Below are 16,805 nucleotides of genomic sequence, written 5' to 3' on the forward strand. Positions count from 1 at the left end.
CCTAATTCTGTACCTTCCAATTCTGTATAACATAGAATCCAATGTTTGTTAAGTAGAGTAATGGACCAGGAGTTTTCCTGGTCTTTTTTTATTACTGAAAGCAACTAGCAAGTAGTAAGGTAATCCAAATTATAATGGGGTAAGAAAATAAGCTGAACACGAGTGTAATTACGAATTGCTTTTTTTGAATTAAGTGTTTTTGGGATGAAAAAAAGAAAATAGAAAAGATAACAATGAAAACAGCTGATATTACGCCCGGATTATAGGAGCGGTAAATAAAAAACAAAATAATATGTTGAACAGAGTTGAAGAAGATAGCTCCTTGTATAAAAATAATCCAGTATATAGAAGACAAGAAGTTTAGTTGATATAGAAAGACGATAAGTAAGACAAAGAGAGTTAATACAGAAATTGCAATGAAAAATTGTTGGCTAGTTATAAAAGTAATTGAAAATTGATTAGCAAGATATTGTGGCATTTGGAAAGATTCTTCAAGGTTATGAATGAGAAATAACAAGGGAATCATCCAAAGCATAATAGTGGAATGTTTTTTAAACAACTTACATCGCTCCAATATAGAGATAGAAAGCCTAAAAAGGCCCTCTATCCAGAGAGATTCATTCGATTATAATATTTTTAAAATTATTTTTATGATGCCCTTGTTCTTTCGGATAAGCAGCTAGCTCCTCTTGCAAAATATTTAGTATTTGCTGAGCTTGTTGCTGGATTGGAGTAGGTAGCTCTTCTAATATATGCATCCCGATTTTTATTTTTGTACGAATTACCTTCCTTATTAATTCCTCATGCATGCACGACACCTCCAAAACGAATGTTTAGTACATCGTCTTCAAATTTTGCTCCTTGAATAGAAAGGTGTGTTAACGTTTTGGGTAATGTGATGTTTCGTTTAACAGAACCAGCACGAATGATAAGCTCGTCACCTTTTTGATTTAATGCAAGTTCACTTTTGTTAGAGAAGGGAATGGACAGAACGAAAATATACTCATCGCCATCTTTTTTTACATATTGAGTGCGACCGTTAAATTTTACTTCAGTAGGACAATAATCTTCTTTAAATAAAGCATCTCCAACGCGTTCTAACATAGGTAAGCCAACAACTTCTTGTTCAAACATTGGAGCTTCGTAAATAGGAAGTGGATCAAAACTATTTTGAATTAATGTTTTATATTTCTTTTGAGTATCTTTCCAAGCTTGAAAATAAGGATCGATGACAGTGTTAGGGATGACGCGGTTAATCATAATCGCATCTACGTTATAATCGTATAAATTTAAATACGTAAAGCTACGCTGAGCCTCTTTAATGACCATTTTTTCGGGATTTACAACGATGCGGATACTTGTTACGTCTCGGTTTGATAAAATATCTCTCATTTCTCCAAGTTGTTCAAGTGTATTTGTTAATTCGTCCATAATATCATCGGTTGGAAGGGGGACACCAAGAAGTGGTTGAGCTACAGGGCGAACAACTTTTAAAACTTTTCTTTTAATAGGGAAGAGTTTTTCCATCCACCAGCCGAGCATGTCTGGAAAACTGAGCATTGCTAATGTTTCTCCTGTTGGAGCACAATCAATGATAATAACGTCATATGTGTTTTGTTTATAATAATCGAGTACGCGAAGTAAACTAATTAAATCTTCCATACCGGGAAACATCGTTAACTCTTCGGTTGTAATATCATCAGCTGCTTTGGAAGTGAAAAGTAGTGTAATATATTTCTGTAACTTTCCCCAGCCCTTTTCCATTTCATAAATTGTATTAATTTCTTGTGCCCATAGGTTTTCACGAATTTCTAATGGTTCAGAAGATAGTTTTATACCAAATGAATCTCCTAAACTATGAGCTGGGTCTGTGCTCATTACTAAAGTTTTTAATCCTTGTTTTGCGCTTTGAAGTGCAGTTGCCGCTGAAATGCTAGTTTTTCCTACGCCGCCTTTACCTGTATACAAAATAATTCTCATCATTCATATCCCCTTTGTTTCGAATATCGAATATTACGAGTGACGAAATAAATAATTGAATAAAAACCCAACTAGGGTTTTATTCAATCGGAATGTTTTTCATTTTAGGTGTAGAAACCTTTTCTTCTGTTTTTTGTTGTGACGTAGCAATGTAATTCATAATCTTTTGGAAGATTTGTAGTAAAAATGCTTTTTCTTCTTCCGATAATGCTTCGGTCACTAGGTTAAAATAATAGGCTGCATTTTGTTTTACTTCTTGAACGAGCATTACGCCGTTTTCTGTTAAACGAATTAATACAATGCGTCGGTCGTTTTCATCACGGTATCTTTCAATATATCCTTTTTTTACAAGGCGATTTACAACACCTGTCGTTGTACTCATCGGTATATCAAGAAGATCAGCGATTTTTGTCATTGTAATATCCGTATTTCGCTCCATCCAAAGTAAACAAAATACTTCAGTTTTAGAAAGTGTTAAATCTAAGCTTACCCATTCTTCAGGATAGAAAAGTTTCTTGGCGTTATCTAGCAGTAAGTCTAAAAAATGTTCGTATTGCAACAATTAATTCCACTCCCGTATATTTCGAGGTTCGTAATATTTATTTTTATTTTATGTGGAATTGAAATAAATGTCAATGTTTTTAACTGTTTTTTCAGATTAGAAAGAAAACTATCTTTAAAATAATATTTTTTTGTGATAGATTTATAAATAGTAAACTAGAATTTACATAAAAATCCATCATGGTAAATATACTTATCTATAATGGATGTACAGCTAACGAGGGGGAGAACGATGAGAAGACGTAATACGCAAGCGTTCACGTTTTTAGCATGGACTTCATTTGTTTGCGCGCTTTCAGGTATGCTAATTGGAATTTATACGCTAGATGAAACGCTTAGTGTAAAAGGATATTATTTACTTGGAACATTATTTTTAACGATGTCTTGTTTTGTATTACAAAAAACAATTCGTGATAATGAAGAAGATAACGAGAGATTTCCGAAAAATAAACCGTTAGATAAAGAGTAAATCGTAAAGAAAGGCGTTTGCCTTTCTTTTTTTATGTAAAAATGCTGTAAGTGCCGTGTGTTGACTTGCTTGAAGTACTGAAAATTTGGTATCATCAATAGTATTGTAGATTGAACGATATATTATGGAGGTGGCCTAGCCGTGTCAAGAATTTCCGTTGAGAATGTAAAGCACGTAGCACATTTAGCACGTCTTGCAATTACTGATCAAGAAGCAGAAAAATTTCAAAAACAACTAGATGCAATTGTTACATTTGCAGAACAGTTAAATGAATTAGATACAACAGATGTAAAACCAACAACTCATGTATTAACTATGAAAAATGTTATGCGTGAAGATGTACCAGAAAAAGGTTTACCAGTTGAAGAAGTATTAAAAAATGCACCGGATCACAAAGATAATCAAATCCGTGTTCCAGCAGTATTAGAATAGAGGAGGGGAATTTCGATGTCATTATTTGATCATTCAGTATCAGAGTTACATAAGAAATTAAACAACAAAGAAATTTCCGTTACGGATTTAGTAGAAGAATCTTACAAACGTATTGCGGATGTTGAAGATAACGTAAAAGCTTTTCTTACATTAGATGAAGAAAACGCACGCGCGAAAGCGAAAGAATTAGATGCGAAAATTGGTGCTGAAGATAATGGTTTATTATTCGGTATGCCAATCGGTGTTAAAGATAACATTGTAACTAACGGTCTTCGTACGACTTGTGCAAGCAAAATGTTAGCAAACTTCGATCCAATTTATGATGCGACAGTTGTGCAAAAGCTAAAAGCTGCTGACACAATTACAATCGGTAAATTAAATATGGACGAGTTCGCAATGGGCTCTTCAAATGAAAACTCAGGTTTCTACGCTACGAAAAATCCGTGGAACTTAGATTACGTTCCAGGCGGATCTAGTGGTGGTTCTGCAGCAGCTGTAGCAGCAGGAGAAGTATTATTCTCTCTAGGTTCTGATACGGGTGGTTCTATCCGTCAACCAGCTGCATATTGCGGCGTTGTAGGTTTAAAACCAACTTACGGACGTGTATCTCGTTACGGATTAGTAGCATTTGCATCTTCACTTGATCAAATCGGACCGATTACACGTACAGTAGAAGACAATGCATACTTATTACAAGCTATTTCAGGTCTTGACCGTATGGATGCAACTTCTGCTAACGTTGAAGTAGGAAACTACTTAGCTGGTTTAACAGGCGACGTTAAAGGTTTACGCATTGCTGTACCGAAAGAATACTTAGGAGAAGGTGTTGGCGAAGAAGCTCGTGAGTCAGTACTAGCTGCTTTAAAAGTATTAGAAGGTATGGGCGCAACTTGGGAGGAAGTATCTCTTCCACACTCTAAATACGCTCTAGCAACGTATTACTTATTATCTTCTTCTGAAGCATCAGCTAACCTTTCACGCTTTGATGGCGTACGTTATGGTGTTCGTTCTGATAATGTGAATAACTTAATGGATCTTTACAAAAACACACGTAGCGAAGGCTTCGGTGATGAAGTAAAACGTCGTATTATGCTTGGTACATTTGCTCTTAGCTCTGGTTACTATGATGCATATTACAAAAAAGCACAACAAGTACGTACATTAATTAAAAACGACTTTGAAAATGTATTTGCTAACTACGATGTTATTATTGGACCAACAACGCCAACTCCGGCATTTAAAGTGGGCGAAAAAGTTGATGATCCAATGACAATGTATGCAAATGACATTTTAACAATCCCAGTAAACTTAGCAGGTGTTCCAGCGATTTCTGTTCCATGTGGATTCGGTGCTAACAACATGCCACTTGGTTTACAAATCATTGGTAAACACTTCGATGAAGCGACAATTTACCGCGTTGCACATGCGTTTGAGCAAGCAACAGACCATCATACAAAAAAAGCAAGTCTGTAAGGAGGCGAGCATAGATGAATTTAGAAACAATTATTGGTTTAGAGGTTCACGTTGAGTTAAAAACAAATTCGAAAATTTTCTCTGCGAGTCCAACAGAATTCGGAGCGGAACCAAATACACAAACAAGTGTAATTGACTTAGGATACCCAGGAGTACTTCCTACTTTAAATAAAGAAGCAGTTAACTTTGCAATGAAAGCTGCAATGGCATTAAACTGTGAAATCGCAACAGAAACGAAGTTTGACCGTAAAAACTATTTCTATCCAGATAATCCGAAAGCTTACCAAATCTCTCAGTTTGATAAGCCAATTGGTGAAAATGGTTGGATTGAAATTGAAGTAGACGGTAAAAAGAAACGTATCGGTATTACACGTCTTCATTTAGAAGAAGATGCTGGTAAATCAACGCATACAGCTGACGGCTCATTAGTAGACTACAACCGTCAAGGTATGCCTTTGATTGAGATCGTATCTGAGCCAGATATGCGTACGCCAGAAGAAGCATATGCATACTTAGAGAAGTTAAAATCAATCATTCAATACACTGGCGTATCTGATTGTAAGATGGAAGAAGGTTCCTTGCGTTGTGATGCGAACATTTCCCTTCGTCCAGTTGGACAAGAGAAGTTCGGTACAAAAGCGGAACTGAAAAACTTAAACTCTTTCACTTACGTACAAAAAGGTCTTGAGTTTGAGCAAGCTCGCCAAGAAAAAGAATTATTATCTGGTGGTATCATCCAACAAGAAACACGTCGTTATGATGAAGCAACGAAGAAAACAATCTTAATGCGTGTGAAAGAAGGATCTGATGATTACCGTTACTTCCCAGAGCCGGACTTAGTTGAACTTTACATCGACGATGAGTGGAAAGAAGCAGTTCGTGCTTCTATTCCAGAACTTCCAGATGCACGTAAAGCTCGCTACGTTGCAGAATTAGGCTTACCGGCTTATGATGCACACGTATTAACATTAACGAAAGAAATGTCTGATTTCTTTGAAGCAACTGTTGCAGATGGTGCTGATGCGAAATTAACATCGAACTGGTTAATGGGTGAAGTGCTTGCGTACTTAAACAAACAACAAAAAGAATTAAAAGACGTTGCATTAACGCCTGCTGGTTTATCTAAAATGGTTCAATTAATTGAAAAAGGTACAATTTCTTCTAAAATTGCGAAGAAAGTATTTAACGAATTAATTGAAAAAGGTGGAGACCCAGAAGAAATCGTTAAAGCGAAAGGCCTTGTTCAAATTTCTGACGAGGGTACACTTCGTAAAGTTGTAACAGAAATTCTTGATAATAATGAGCAATCTATCGAAGACTTTAAAAACGGTAAAGACCGTGCAATTGGCTTCTTAGTTGGTCAAATTATGAAAGCTACAAAAGGACAAGCAAATCCACCGCTTGTTAACAAAATCTTACTTGAAGAGATTAATAAGCGATAATAGTAGTAACTTTTAAAGATTAAGCAGAAAAACACCCGTACATGGGTGTTTTTCTAGGTTAATCAAACGTTTGTTTAAATGAGAGAAAATTATTTAAACAAACGTTTGATTAACTGTCAAAAGTGGAAAAATGTTTGTATAGCAACTATGGTATGATAGTTGCAAAAAGGTGGGAATAATGATAAATCTAGAAATAGAGGTTTTTTCATCTCATGAAATAATAGATAATTATTATTCGTTATATGTAAATTGTTGTGAAGAAATAGATGGACATAAATTTTTTGTCAAATAAAACAAAACCATTGAAATGAATATTTACTTTTGATGGGCTACACGAATCGGGTTCTTACTGCCTGTTTGAGCGAGATAAAAGAAGGATAGGAAGATGAGAGGAGGTAGGCACGGGAATACTGAATAGAAGTTCGGTATGTTCTTTGTCGATACATAAAGAAATTTCCTGTGCTAATAAATGATGAAGCGAGCAAGAATTATTTATAATCCTACTTCTGGGCGTGAGCTATTTAAGAAGAGCTTACCGGAAGTATTACAAAAATTAGAACAAGCTGGATATGAAGCATCTTGTCATGCGACAACGGGTCCTGGAGACGCAACTGTGGCGGCGAGGCAAGCTGTAGAGCGTAAATTTGATGTTGTTATTGCGGCTGGTGGTGACGGCACGTTAAATGAAGTCGTAAACGGTCTAGTTGGTCATGAATTCCGTCCGAAATTTGGAATTATTCCAGTTGGAACAACAAATGACTTTGCACGTGCAATCGGTGTACCTCGTTCTATTGAAGAGGCAGCGGATATTATTTGTGAAGGAAAAACTGTGCCATTAGACCTTGGTAGAGCAAACGATACATATTTTATTAACATTGCTGGTGGCGGTCGTATTACAGAATTAACATATGAAGTACCAAGTAAGCTAAAGACTGTATTAGGACAACTTGCTTATTATTTAAAAGGTATTGAAATGCTACCATCACTACATCCAACATACGTTGAAATTGAGTATGATGGAAAATTACTACAAGAAGAAATTACGATGTTTTTAATTACGAATACTCGTTCAGTGGGCGGCTTTGAAAAGGTAGCACCATATGCATCAATTAACGATGGCTTATTTGATTTATTAGTGTTGAAAAAAGGTTCGATTGCCGACTTAATTAAAGCTGCAACACAAGCGCAGCGTGGTGAACATATTAACAATCCAAAAGTACTATACACACAAGCGAACCGAATTAAAGTGCATTCACCAGATAAACTAATGATTAATTTAGATGGTGAATATGGTGGAGATGCACCGATGGAATTCGAAAATATGTATCATTGTCTGGAACTATTTGTTCCTGAACATCAAGAGGATGCCCTGTAAAGGCATCCTTTTTTATTATATAGAAGAATTGTAAATTTGAAGTTAGTTTGATTTTTATGGTATTTTTACAATTCGTTTATTTTATATCCATACTTTATTGATACACTGGAGGAGATAAGAGATGAGAGGTGGGGTGTTATGGAGAAAGTAAAAGCAATACTATTTGATAAAGATGGGACATTAATGGATTTTCATTCAATTTGGATAAAAGTGGCTGAAGAACTTGTGGCTGAATGTATAAAATTATACCAACTGCCACAGTCAATGCAGCCGACTTTATTAAAAGAGATCGGTGTGGATGGGGTATTTGTTCACCCACGTAGCGCAATAGCGGCAGGAACAAGCCTTGATGTGGCAAAGGGGCTTTGTAAGTATATTACGTCATCTAAGGAAGAGGAAATGCATGAATGGGTAAGTGAAAAACTGTTTGCCCTTATGTACGAGCATCGTTCTTACATGAAAATGACGGCAGATTTACCGAGAATTTTACAAAGCTTAAAGGATAGAGGATTTATTTTAGGTGTTGTTACAGCTGATGATTTCGCACCGACAGAATTATTTTTAAAACAGTATCAATTAGAGACCTTTTTTGATTATGTTGTAGCTTCAGATACATTTGCGGCACAAAAACCCGATAAAAGAATTATAGAATCCTTCTGTGAGAGGTTTCATTTAAAGGCATGTGAAGTAGCGGTCGTTGGGGATACACCGACTGATTTATATTTAGCGAAAAATGGTGATTGCTATGCAATTGGAGTACTATCTGGTACAGGGAATCGTCAAACATTAGAACCACTTGCTGATTTAGTAGTACAATCTGTTGGGGACTTTATTTCTCATTCAGGTGAGTTTGTTTGGGAAAAAGGAAAGTCTAATGTGTAAGAAAAATAAGTCTATAAAGACTCTGAATGAGTCTTTATAGACTTATTTTTTATGGCGAAATAGAAGGTGTGTAGGATGAATACTGAAAAAGAATATTGGCATACATTTTGCAATGAAAAGAGAAAACAATGTAAAGAAAAGGATGGGGTACGTAATGAATACAAAAAAATTTGCTAAAGTAAATGAACAAATTCCTGGACCGAAAGCAGCATCTTTACTAGAACGCCGCCAAAATATAGTACCAAAAGGAGTAAGTAACGGCATCCCAACGTTTGTACAATCTGCAAATGGTGCTCTTGTTACTGATGTTGATGGTAATCAGTACATTGATTTCGCTGGAGCGATAGGAACAATTAACGTAGGACATTGTCACCCAGCTGTTAAAGAAGCGCTCCATAAACAAGTAGATCAATACATTCATACTGGCTTTAATGTCATGATGTATGAGCCATATATTGAATTAGCAGAAAAACTTGCGGCATTAGCGCCGGGAAGTTTTGATAAGCAAGTACTATTTTTAAATAGTGGTGCAGAAGCAGTCGAGAATGCTGTGAAAATCGCTCGTAAATATACAAAAAGACCTGGTATTATCGCATTTTCTAAAGGATTCCATGGGCGTACATTAATGACAATGACAATGACAAGTAAAGTAAAACCATATAAATTTGGATTTGGTCCATTTGCGCCTGAAGTCTATAAAGCGCCATTTCCGTATGAATACCGTCGCCCAGAAGGATTAACGGAAGAGCAGTACGATAACTTTATGATTGAAGAGTTTAAGAATTTCTTCATATCAGAAGTAGCACCAGAAACGATTGCAGCTGTTGTAATGGAACCTGTTCAAGGGGAAGGTGGATTTATCGTCCCAAGTAAGAAGTTTGTGCAAGAAGTACGCAATATTTGTTCAGAACACGGCATCTTATTTGTAGCGGATGAAATTCAAACTGGATTTAGCCGTACAGGAAAATATTTCGCCATTGATCATTATGATGTCGTTCCGGATTTAATTACGGTATCTAAATCATTAGGTGCTGGTGTACCGATTAGTGGTGTTATTGGGCGCAAAGAAATTATGAATGAGTCTGCACCAGGAGAACTTGGTGGAACGTATGCAGGAAGCCCGCTAGGATGTGCGGCAGCATTAGCAGTACTTGATGTAATAGAAAAAGAGAATTTAAATGATAGAGCGATAGAATTAGGAAAGGTCGTAATAAACCGATTCGAAGAGATGAAAAATAAATATAATTGCATCGGTGATGTGCGCGGTTTAGGAGCAATGTGTGCATTTGAGCTCGTTCAAGATCGTAAGACGAAAGCACCTGATAAAACGTTAACAGCTAATTTATGCGCAGAAGCAAATAAACGCGGCTTACTTCTACTATCAGCAGGAACATACGGTAATGTTATTCGTGTGCTAATGCCATTAGTGATTACAGATGAGCAACTTGAAGAAGGATTAACAATCATTGAAGAATCATTGCAAGTCTGTTATGAGAAAGCAAATATTGCTCGTGTTTAAAAGTTAAATAATAAAACAGCAAACATTCTAGCTGACTCTATATAAAATCCAGAAAATTCACTTTATAATAAAGGTAGTGAAGTGAATCGACGGATTGGAAGTTAGGGGTGGCTAGGATGGTTGCAGAAAAGGAACGAGTGTTAATGGATTTACAAGATGTATTTGAATATGCGTTTGACGAAATTTTTGTGACTGACGAAAAGGGAATCGTTGTACGTGTAAATAGTACATGTGAAAGGCACTATCAATTGGCTGCTAAAGAGTTAGTAGGTAAACATGTAAAAGAATTGCAGAAGGATGGTATCTTTTATCCATCGGCAACGTTAGAAGTAATTGAAAAAAAGAGACCGATTGAACTCGTTCAAACGACAAAATCAGGAGAGTATTTACACGTTCGTACAAGGCCTGTTTTTGATGAAGAGGGCAATTTAAGAAGGGTGATCAGTTACTCTCGTGATCTTACAGAACTCTATCAATTACGTCAAAAGGTAGAAGAAATGGATAATCAGTTAAAAACATATAAAAAAGAATTAAGAGAAACATATGAACATGAAGGACTTATTTTTAAAAGTATCGCTATGCAAAAAATAGTCGAGACAATCAAGAAAGTATCCGTGGTAGATAGTACTGTTCTCGTTTTAGGTGAGACAGGAGTAGGAAAGAGTCGATTGGTGCGTCATTTACATGAAGTGAGTAACCGGAAGAATGAAAGTTTCTATGAAATTAACTGTGCGGCATTGCCAACGAATTTAATTGAATCAGAGCTTTTTGGATACTCAGGCGGATCTTTTACAGGTGCGAATCGTGAAGGGAAAAAGGGACTATTAGAATCAGCGCATAAGGGAACTCTTTTCTTAGATGAAATTGGTGAAATGCCGCTTGAAATTCAAGCGAAGCTTTTGCAAGTGTTGCAAGAAAAAACGTTTCGCCCTATAGGCGGAAGAGAATTAAAAAAGGTGGACGTTAGAATTGTAGCGGCAACAAATAGAGATTTAAGTATGATGGTGAAACAAGGAACATTTCGGAAAGATTTATATTATCGTCTGAATGTCATTCCCATTGTAATCCCGCCACTACGGGAAAGAACAGAAGACATTTTGCCACTTATTTATCATTATTTACAACACTTTAACGAGAAATATGGTCGGAATGTAAAATTAGCGCCTAGCACATTGCAAATGTTTGTTGGTTACCCGTGGGAAGGAAATAATAGAGAAATTGAAAATGTGATTGAGCGAATTGTTATAACTGCTGATGATATCGTTACGATAGAGGATTTGCCAATAGCGATGCAAGAATCAACAGTTGAACAGTCTGGTCAAAGTCTCTATAAAATGTTAGAAGAAGTAGAACGGAATATTATTTTGAAAGCATATAAAACATATGGATCGAGTTATAAAGTAGCGGAGTTTTTAAAAATAAGTCAATCTGCTGCCACGAGGAAAATAAAGAAACTTATAGAGGAGGAAGAGAACATTGGATAAAAAAGCGACGTTTGTAAATGTAGAGAAAAAGGCGATGTATATAAATGGTGAGTGGATTACATTGCAAGAACAAATCGAAGTAAATAATCCAGCAACGAAGGAAATATTTGCGACTGTACCAAAGGGTGGGGTAACTGAGGCAAAGCAAGCCGTTGATGCTGCACATAAAGCTTTTAAATCATGGTCTAAGTTAACAGCGGCAGACCGTGCAGTGAAATTAAAAAAATGGTTTACACTTATCGATGAAAATAAAGAAGAGATTGCAGCGATTATGACGAGAGAACAAGGAAAGCCGTTTGCAGAAGCGCTTGGTGAAGTGAATTATGCAAATAGTTTTGTCGAATGGTATGCAGAAGAAGGAAAACGCGTGTATGGTGAAATGATTCCTGCTTCTCATCCAAATAAACGTATTTTAGTTATGAAGCAACCAGTCGGAGTTATGGCAGCTATTACGCCTTGGAACTTCCCTGCTGCTATGATTACGAGAAAGGTAGCTCCGGCGCTTGCAGCAGGCTGTACAGCGGTTGTAAAACCTGCAAGTCAAACGCCGTTAACTGCGTTGAAATTAGCTGAATTAGCTCATGAAGCAGACATTCCAAAAGGCGTAATAAATATTGTAACAGGTAGTGCGAAAGCAATTGCTGATACGTGGATGGAAGATGGGCGTGTTCGAAAAGTGTCCTTTACAGGATCAACGGAAATTGGGAAAGAGTTAATGGCTAGTGCGGCACAAACGATGAAAAAGGTTTCACTTGAGTTAGGCGGTCACGCACCGTTTATTGTTATGAATGATGCAGACTTAGATAAAGCGGTAGAGGCAGTAATCGGTTCGAAATTCCGTAACGCAGGACAAACGTGTATATGTACAAACCGAGTATTTGTTCAGGAAGAAGTTTACGAAGTATTCGCAGAGAAGTTTCAAAAGGCAGTAGGGCAGTTGAAAGTAGGAGACGGTTTCGGTGACGGAACGACTGTAGGACCACTTATTGACGAGAATGCAGTTTCGAAAGTACAGGAACATATTGAAGATGCTATTCAAAAAGGTGGAACAGTTTTATATGGTGGTCAAAAGGTTGCAGAGCTAGACGGACACTTTATGCAACCAACTGTAATTGGATTGGCGAATGATACGATGCTTTGTATGAATGAAGAAACATTTGGACCAGTTGCACCTGTTGCGAAATTTAAAACGGTTGAAGAAGTAATTGAACGTGCAAACAATACGCCATACGGTTTAGCAGCGTACATTTTCACGAAAGATATTAGTCAAGCATTCCAAATTAGCGAAGCGTTAGAGTACGGTATTATCGGTCTAAACGACGGTCTTCCATCAGTTGCACAAGCACCATTCGGTGGATTTAAAGAAAGTGGTATCGGTCGTGAAGGAGGCCATTTCGGCATCGAGGAATATTTAGAAATTAAATATATTTCATTGGGACTATAAGTAGTATACTAGAATCTCTATAAGGTAACAGAGAAGGAGATTCTAGTATGGTATATTGGCTATTATTACTTGTTACAATTATTTTTGAAGTAGCTGGAACAATTGCGATGAAACTATCAAATGGTTTAACAAAGCTTGTTCCGAGTGTACTGATTTTCGTGTTTTATGGAATTTGTTTCAGCGTGTTCGCCATCGTTGTGAAAAAGATCCATTTAAGTATTGCTTATGCTATTTGGTCTGGCGTTGGAACATTGCTTATTACAATCATTAGTGTGTACTTTTTTAAAGAGCATATTAGTTTATTTCAAGCATTTTGTATTCTTTTTATTGTTTTGGGTGTCATTGGGCTTAAGGTTTCATCGGCATCATGAAAGCTATCTTTTGTAGAAGATAGCTTTTTTCTATTTGTGCAGTTAGCAATTAATACGACAAAATATGACAAGAAAGAGTAAAGCGTTTTGTTATGATATATATGAAATTTTGTCTTATGTGGAGGAAAGAGTATGTTAGAAAAGGTAAGTCAAATTGTTTTAATTTTTGGCATAGCTTTTAGTTTAAGTGCTTGCACTGAGACTAAAGATAGTAATGAAAGTAAACAAGAAGATGTTCAAGATAAAGTGTATAAAATAGGGGAGACAGTAGACGTAGATGGTTTGCAAGTAACTATCGATTCAGTTAAATTAGGATATCCGGATTATGATGAGGATAAAAAGAAAGAGGAGATTTTGGGGATTATTTTCAAAGTAGAAAATAATAGTAAAAAGGAAATACCTTTTGCATTTTATGAATTTGAGATTACCGATAAGAAAGGTACAAGATTTAAAGAATATAATAACCCTGATAGCTTTATTAGTAAAAAGTTAGCACCAGAAGAAAAAATTCAAGATATCATGCTATTTGACGTAGCGAAAGAAAATACGTATATCGCTACGTATAGACCAGAGTTTACGCGTGAAAATAGAACAATAAAATTTGAATTGAAACCAAATAAATAAAGAAACACATTGGATTATCCAATGTGTTTCTTTATGGTAATAAATTTAAAACGCCCAGTTACCTTTACGGAAGATAGGCTCATGTCTGCCATCAGCAGTAATACCGTCAATATCAAGCTCAGCTGATCCAATCATGAAATCTTCGTGTGTAATACTAGCGTTTGCGCCATTTTTAGCAAGTTCTTCTTTAGACATCGTTTTTCCGCCAACTAAGTTAAATGCATAAGCATTTCCGATTGCAAGGTGGCAAGATGCGTTTTCATCAAATAGCGTGTTGTAGAATAAAATATTTGTGTTTGAAATTGGTGAATCATGAGGTACTAAAGCTACTTCTCCTAAGAAGTGAGAACCTTCATCTGTTTCTACTAAATGTTTTAAAGCTTCTTCTCCAACTTCAGCTTTATAATCTACGATACGTCCGTTTTCAAATGTTAACGTGAAGTTATCGATAATGTTACCTGCAAATGCTAACAGTTTTGTACTAGATACTTGGCCGTTTACACCTGTTTTAAGTGGCATTGTAAACACTTCTTCAGTTGGAATGTTCGCCATAAATGGTACGTTCTTTTCATTTAAGCTACCAGCACCAGCCCATACATGTTTTTCTGGAAGTTCGATCGTTAAATCTGTTCCAGGACCTGTATAGTGAAGAGCTTTATAATGCTTTTCGTTTAAGTAATCAACTTTTGTATGTAATGTTTTATCGTGTTCTTTCCATGCTTCCACAGGATTTTCTAAATCAGCACGAGTAGCTTTGAAAATAGCATCCCATAGTTTTGCTTCTTGTTCTTCTGGTGCAACGTCAGGGAATACTTTCGCAGCCCATTCTTTCGTAGGAACAGAAATGACACACCAGCTTACTTTATCAGCTTGTACGTAATCACGGTATACTTTCATTGCTTCACCAGCTACTTTATGAGCTGTTGCGATACGCGTTGGTTCTACACCTTTTAATAAATCAGGGTTTTCTGCATAAATAGACATAAATGCAGCGCCTTCTTTTGCTAATTCTTCACGAGCGTGTGCTTTCCAAGATGGGAACTCAGCGAATGCTTCTTCAGGAGCTAGATCAAACTTTAAGCGTGTTAACGTCTCATCATTCCAATCCACATATACGTGTTTTGCACCAGATTTATATGCTTTTTCTGTAACGAGGCGTACAAATTGTACAGCTTCAAGAGGTGCGCTAATTGATAATGTTTGTCCTGGTTGAATATTAACACCAACATTGACTGCAAGGGCAGCATATTTCTCTAACGTTTGTTCAAATGACATATGTATAATCTCCTTTAATTTGAAAGATTTCTTACTATATATAATACAAGAAAATTCAAAAAATATATATAAATATAGCGTAAAAAGAGAGCTCAAAATATATTGAGCCCTCATCGTTATTGAATCGAAGAAGCAAACTGTTCTACGGTCGTCGTATGGTGTATGCGAACACGCTTCATTTTTAACAATTCATCGGGTTCACCTTTTGTAATGAATTTTCCGGGTTTTGTTGTCGTCGCAAATTGATAATATTTCTTCGTTTCTGCAACGACTTTATCATCTACATGACCGAATGGATAAGCAACTGCGATAACGGGCTTACCTGTTATTTTTTCTAACTTTTCTTTTGATCCTTTTAATTCCTCTTCATAGTTTGTAATTTTCGGTAAGTCTGCATGCGTCGCTGTATGAGATTGCACTGAGAAAATGCCGGAATCGACCATTTCTTTTATTTCAGAAGTAGACAGTGATCCTTCTACATCAACGTTATCAACAATCATATATTCTGTTGCTGTTGGTTTAAACGTATCGTCTTTTAGCTTTTGTAAAACATGGAATGCATTCATGTTATTTTTCATACCGTCATCAAATGTAACAAAGATAGGTTTATTTACTTTATTAATATCACCCCAACGTTCAAAAGTTAGTAATGTATAGCCGTTGTCTTTTAAATATTTCATTTGGGCTTCAAAGTTAGCAGGTGATACGAATAAGTCTTTAATGCCTTGTCCGTGATAATCATCGATTGCATGGTACATAAGAACGGGAACTTTTTGTTCGAAAGTAATAGCAGATTTTGTGAGTGGAATGGTTTTCCCATCTTCTTTTATACCTATTGCTTCAATTTGAAATTCACCGCGTTTTCCTTCAAATTCTTTTATATCAAAAGGAAGTGTAAACTGTTTCTCCTTTTCTTTAGAAGAAAAAGATTTAGTGTGTTCCCTTCCATCAGCAGTACGCCAAATTTTATATTGTACTTCAGTTAAAGCATCTTTTATATCTGTCATATGAATAGTAGTGTTTGTAGATTCATGTGTAATTTGGTTATAAGAAATTTTCCCTTGTTCTTTCACGGTCTCTTCTTGTTTCTTAGTTTCTTGAATTTTTTTCTCTTTTTTAGGTTCTTGACTTACATTGTTAGTATTACAACCTGCTAAAATGGCAGATGTACATAAAGCGATTGCAGCATATTTTCTCATAAAATCACCTTCTATTGTGTATTATGTTACATATTTATATTTAAAATCCCCACCGCTGTAAGAGAGGTGGGGACATACCCTTGTTCATCATAGCATTTGAAGAAGATGTATGGAATGAGAAAAGTAACAATAGATAAAAAAACACCTTACTTCAACGAGTAAGGTGTTTTTGTGTCTGAACCTCTTTTTATGTGTCAACACTGATAAAAAAGAGGAAAAGGAGAGATTTCTTATGATGGGTGCTTTAAAAAATCATCGTGACGAGCGTGTATCTG

Annotated in this window: 17 protein-coding genes; 11 read left to right on the forward strand and 6 right to left on the reverse strand. The window is 36.1% G+C overall.

The window, feature by feature from the left end; all coding sequences use genetic code 11:
- Positions 1-91: 91 nt before the first annotated feature.
- The 4 genes from ACTFRN_RS27150 to ACTFRN_RS27165 form a co-directional block, all read right to left on the reverse strand.
- The gene (locus ACTFRN_RS27150) at positions 92-559 is read right to left on the reverse strand and encodes an HXXEE domain-containing protein (RefSeq protein WP_011039940.1); all 468 of its coding nucleotides are present in this window, start codon (positions 557-559) and stop codon (positions 92-94) included.
- Between the two features lie 58 nt (positions 560-617).
- Positions 618-809, reverse strand: a complete 192-nt coding sequence (locus tag ACTFRN_RS27155; protein WP_000544084.1) for a DUF3926 domain-containing protein — start codon at positions 807-809, stop codon at positions 618-620.
- Positions 802-1,983 (reverse strand): ArsA family ATPase, encoded by a 1,182-nt coding sequence (locus tag ACTFRN_RS27160; RefSeq protein ID WP_002026876.1) that lies wholly within the window; start codon positions 1,981-1,983, stop codon positions 802-804. The genes ACTFRN_RS27155 and ACTFRN_RS27160 overlap by 8 nt, the downstream gene beginning before the upstream one ends.
- A 76-nt stretch (positions 1,984-2,059) precedes the next feature.
- Positions 2,060-2,542, reverse strand: coding sequence for a MarR family winged helix-turn-helix transcriptional regulator (locus ACTFRN_RS27165; protein ID WP_000942487.1), 483 nt, complete (start codon positions 2,540-2,542; stop codon positions 2,060-2,062).
- A 231-nt stretch (positions 2,543-2,773) separates the two neighbouring features.
- On the opposite strand from ACTFRN_RS27165, the gene ACTFRN_RS27170 reads away from it, so the two are divergent.
- The 11 genes from ACTFRN_RS27170 to ACTFRN_RS27220 all read left to right on the forward strand — a co-directional run bounded on the left by ACTFRN_RS27170 (position 2,774) and on the right by ACTFRN_RS27220 (position 14,056).
- Positions 2,774-3,010, forward strand: a complete 237-nt coding sequence (locus ACTFRN_RS27170) for a YiaA/YiaB family inner membrane protein (RefSeq protein ID WP_001254396.1) — start codon at positions 2,774-2,776, stop codon at positions 3,008-3,010.
- Positions 3,011-3,151: 141 nt separating this feature from the next.
- On the forward strand, positions 3,152-3,442 hold the full coding sequence (gatC, locus tag ACTFRN_RS27175; RefSeq protein WP_000086999.1) for an Asp-tRNA(Asn)/Glu-tRNA(Gln) amidotransferase subunit GatC: 291 nt from the start codon (positions 3,152-3,154) through the stop codon (positions 3,440-3,442).
- Positions 3,443-3,457: 15 nt separating this feature from the next.
- Positions 3,458-4,915 carry an Asp-tRNA(Asn)/Glu-tRNA(Gln) amidotransferase subunit GatA gene (gatA, locus tag ACTFRN_RS27180; protein WP_000051445.1) on the forward strand — a complete coding sequence of 486 codons (1,458 nt, stop codon included), beginning with the start codon at positions 3,458-3,460 and terminating at the stop codon, positions 4,913-4,915.
- Positions 4,916-4,929: 14 nt separating this feature from the next.
- Positions 4,930-6,357 (forward strand): Asp-tRNA(Asn)/Glu-tRNA(Gln) amidotransferase subunit GatB, encoded by a 1,428-nt coding sequence (gene gatB, locus ACTFRN_RS27185; RefSeq protein ID WP_001047674.1) that lies wholly within the window; start codon positions 4,930-4,932, stop codon positions 6,355-6,357.
- 469 nt (positions 6,358-6,826) lie between these two features.
- Positions 6,827-7,732 (forward strand): diacylglycerol kinase, encoded by a 906-nt coding sequence (locus ACTFRN_RS27190; protein ID WP_000977677.1) that lies wholly within the window; start codon positions 6,827-6,829, stop codon positions 7,730-7,732.
- A gap of 138 nt (positions 7,733-7,870) precedes the next feature.
- Positions 7,871-8,614 (forward strand): HAD family hydrolase, encoded by a 744-nt coding sequence (locus ACTFRN_RS27195; protein WP_000416638.1) that lies wholly within the window; start codon positions 7,871-7,873, stop codon positions 8,612-8,614.
- 154 nt (positions 8,615-8,768) lie between these two features.
- On the forward strand, positions 8,769-10,133 hold the full coding sequence (gene gabT / locus ACTFRN_RS27200) for a 4-aminobutyrate--2-oxoglutarate transaminase (protein ID WP_001093016.1): 1,365 nt from the start codon (positions 8,769-8,771) through the stop codon (positions 10,131-10,133).
- A gap of 116 nt (positions 10,134-10,249) precedes the next feature.
- Entirely contained in the window at positions 10,250-11,617 is a 1,368-nt protein-coding gene (locus ACTFRN_RS27205) for a sigma-54 interaction domain-containing protein (protein ID WP_000225163.1), read from the forward strand.
- Positions 11,610-13,061 (forward strand): NADP-dependent succinate-semialdehyde dehydrogenase, encoded by a 1,452-nt coding sequence (gene gabD / locus ACTFRN_RS27210; protein ID WP_074567865.1) that lies wholly within the window; start codon positions 11,610-11,612, stop codon positions 13,059-13,061. The genes ACTFRN_RS27205 and gabD overlap by 8 nt, the downstream gene beginning before the upstream one ends.
- 47 nt (positions 13,062-13,108) lie before the next feature.
- Positions 13,109-13,432, forward strand: a complete 324-nt coding sequence (locus ACTFRN_RS27215) for a DMT family transporter (RefSeq protein WP_000263262.1) — start codon at positions 13,109-13,111, stop codon at positions 13,430-13,432.
- Positions 13,433-13,564: 132 nt separating this feature from the next.
- Positions 13,565-14,056 (forward strand): DUF4352 domain-containing protein, encoded by a 492-nt coding sequence (locus ACTFRN_RS27220; protein ID WP_000891129.1) that lies wholly within the window; start codon positions 13,565-13,567, stop codon positions 14,054-14,056.
- 45 nt (positions 14,057-14,101) lie between these two features.
- On the opposite strand, the gene ACTFRN_RS27225 is transcribed toward ACTFRN_RS27220, so the two are convergent.
- Entirely contained in the window at positions 14,102-15,331 is a 1,230-nt protein-coding gene (locus ACTFRN_RS27225; protein ID WP_088106361.1) for an aminopeptidase, read from the reverse strand.
- Between the two features lie 116 nt (positions 15,332-15,447).
- Entirely contained in the window at positions 15,448-16,530 is a 1,083-nt protein-coding gene (locus tag ACTFRN_RS27230; protein WP_001233717.1) for a polysaccharide deacetylase family protein, read from the reverse strand.
- Between the last annotated feature and the right edge of the window lie 275 nt (positions 16,531-16,805).

Source organism: Bacillus cereus group sp. MYBK245-2 (assembly GCF_051916145.1).
Classification (GTDB): domain Bacteria; phylum Bacillota; class Bacilli; order Bacillales; family Bacillaceae_G; genus Bacillus_A; species Bacillus_A pacificus.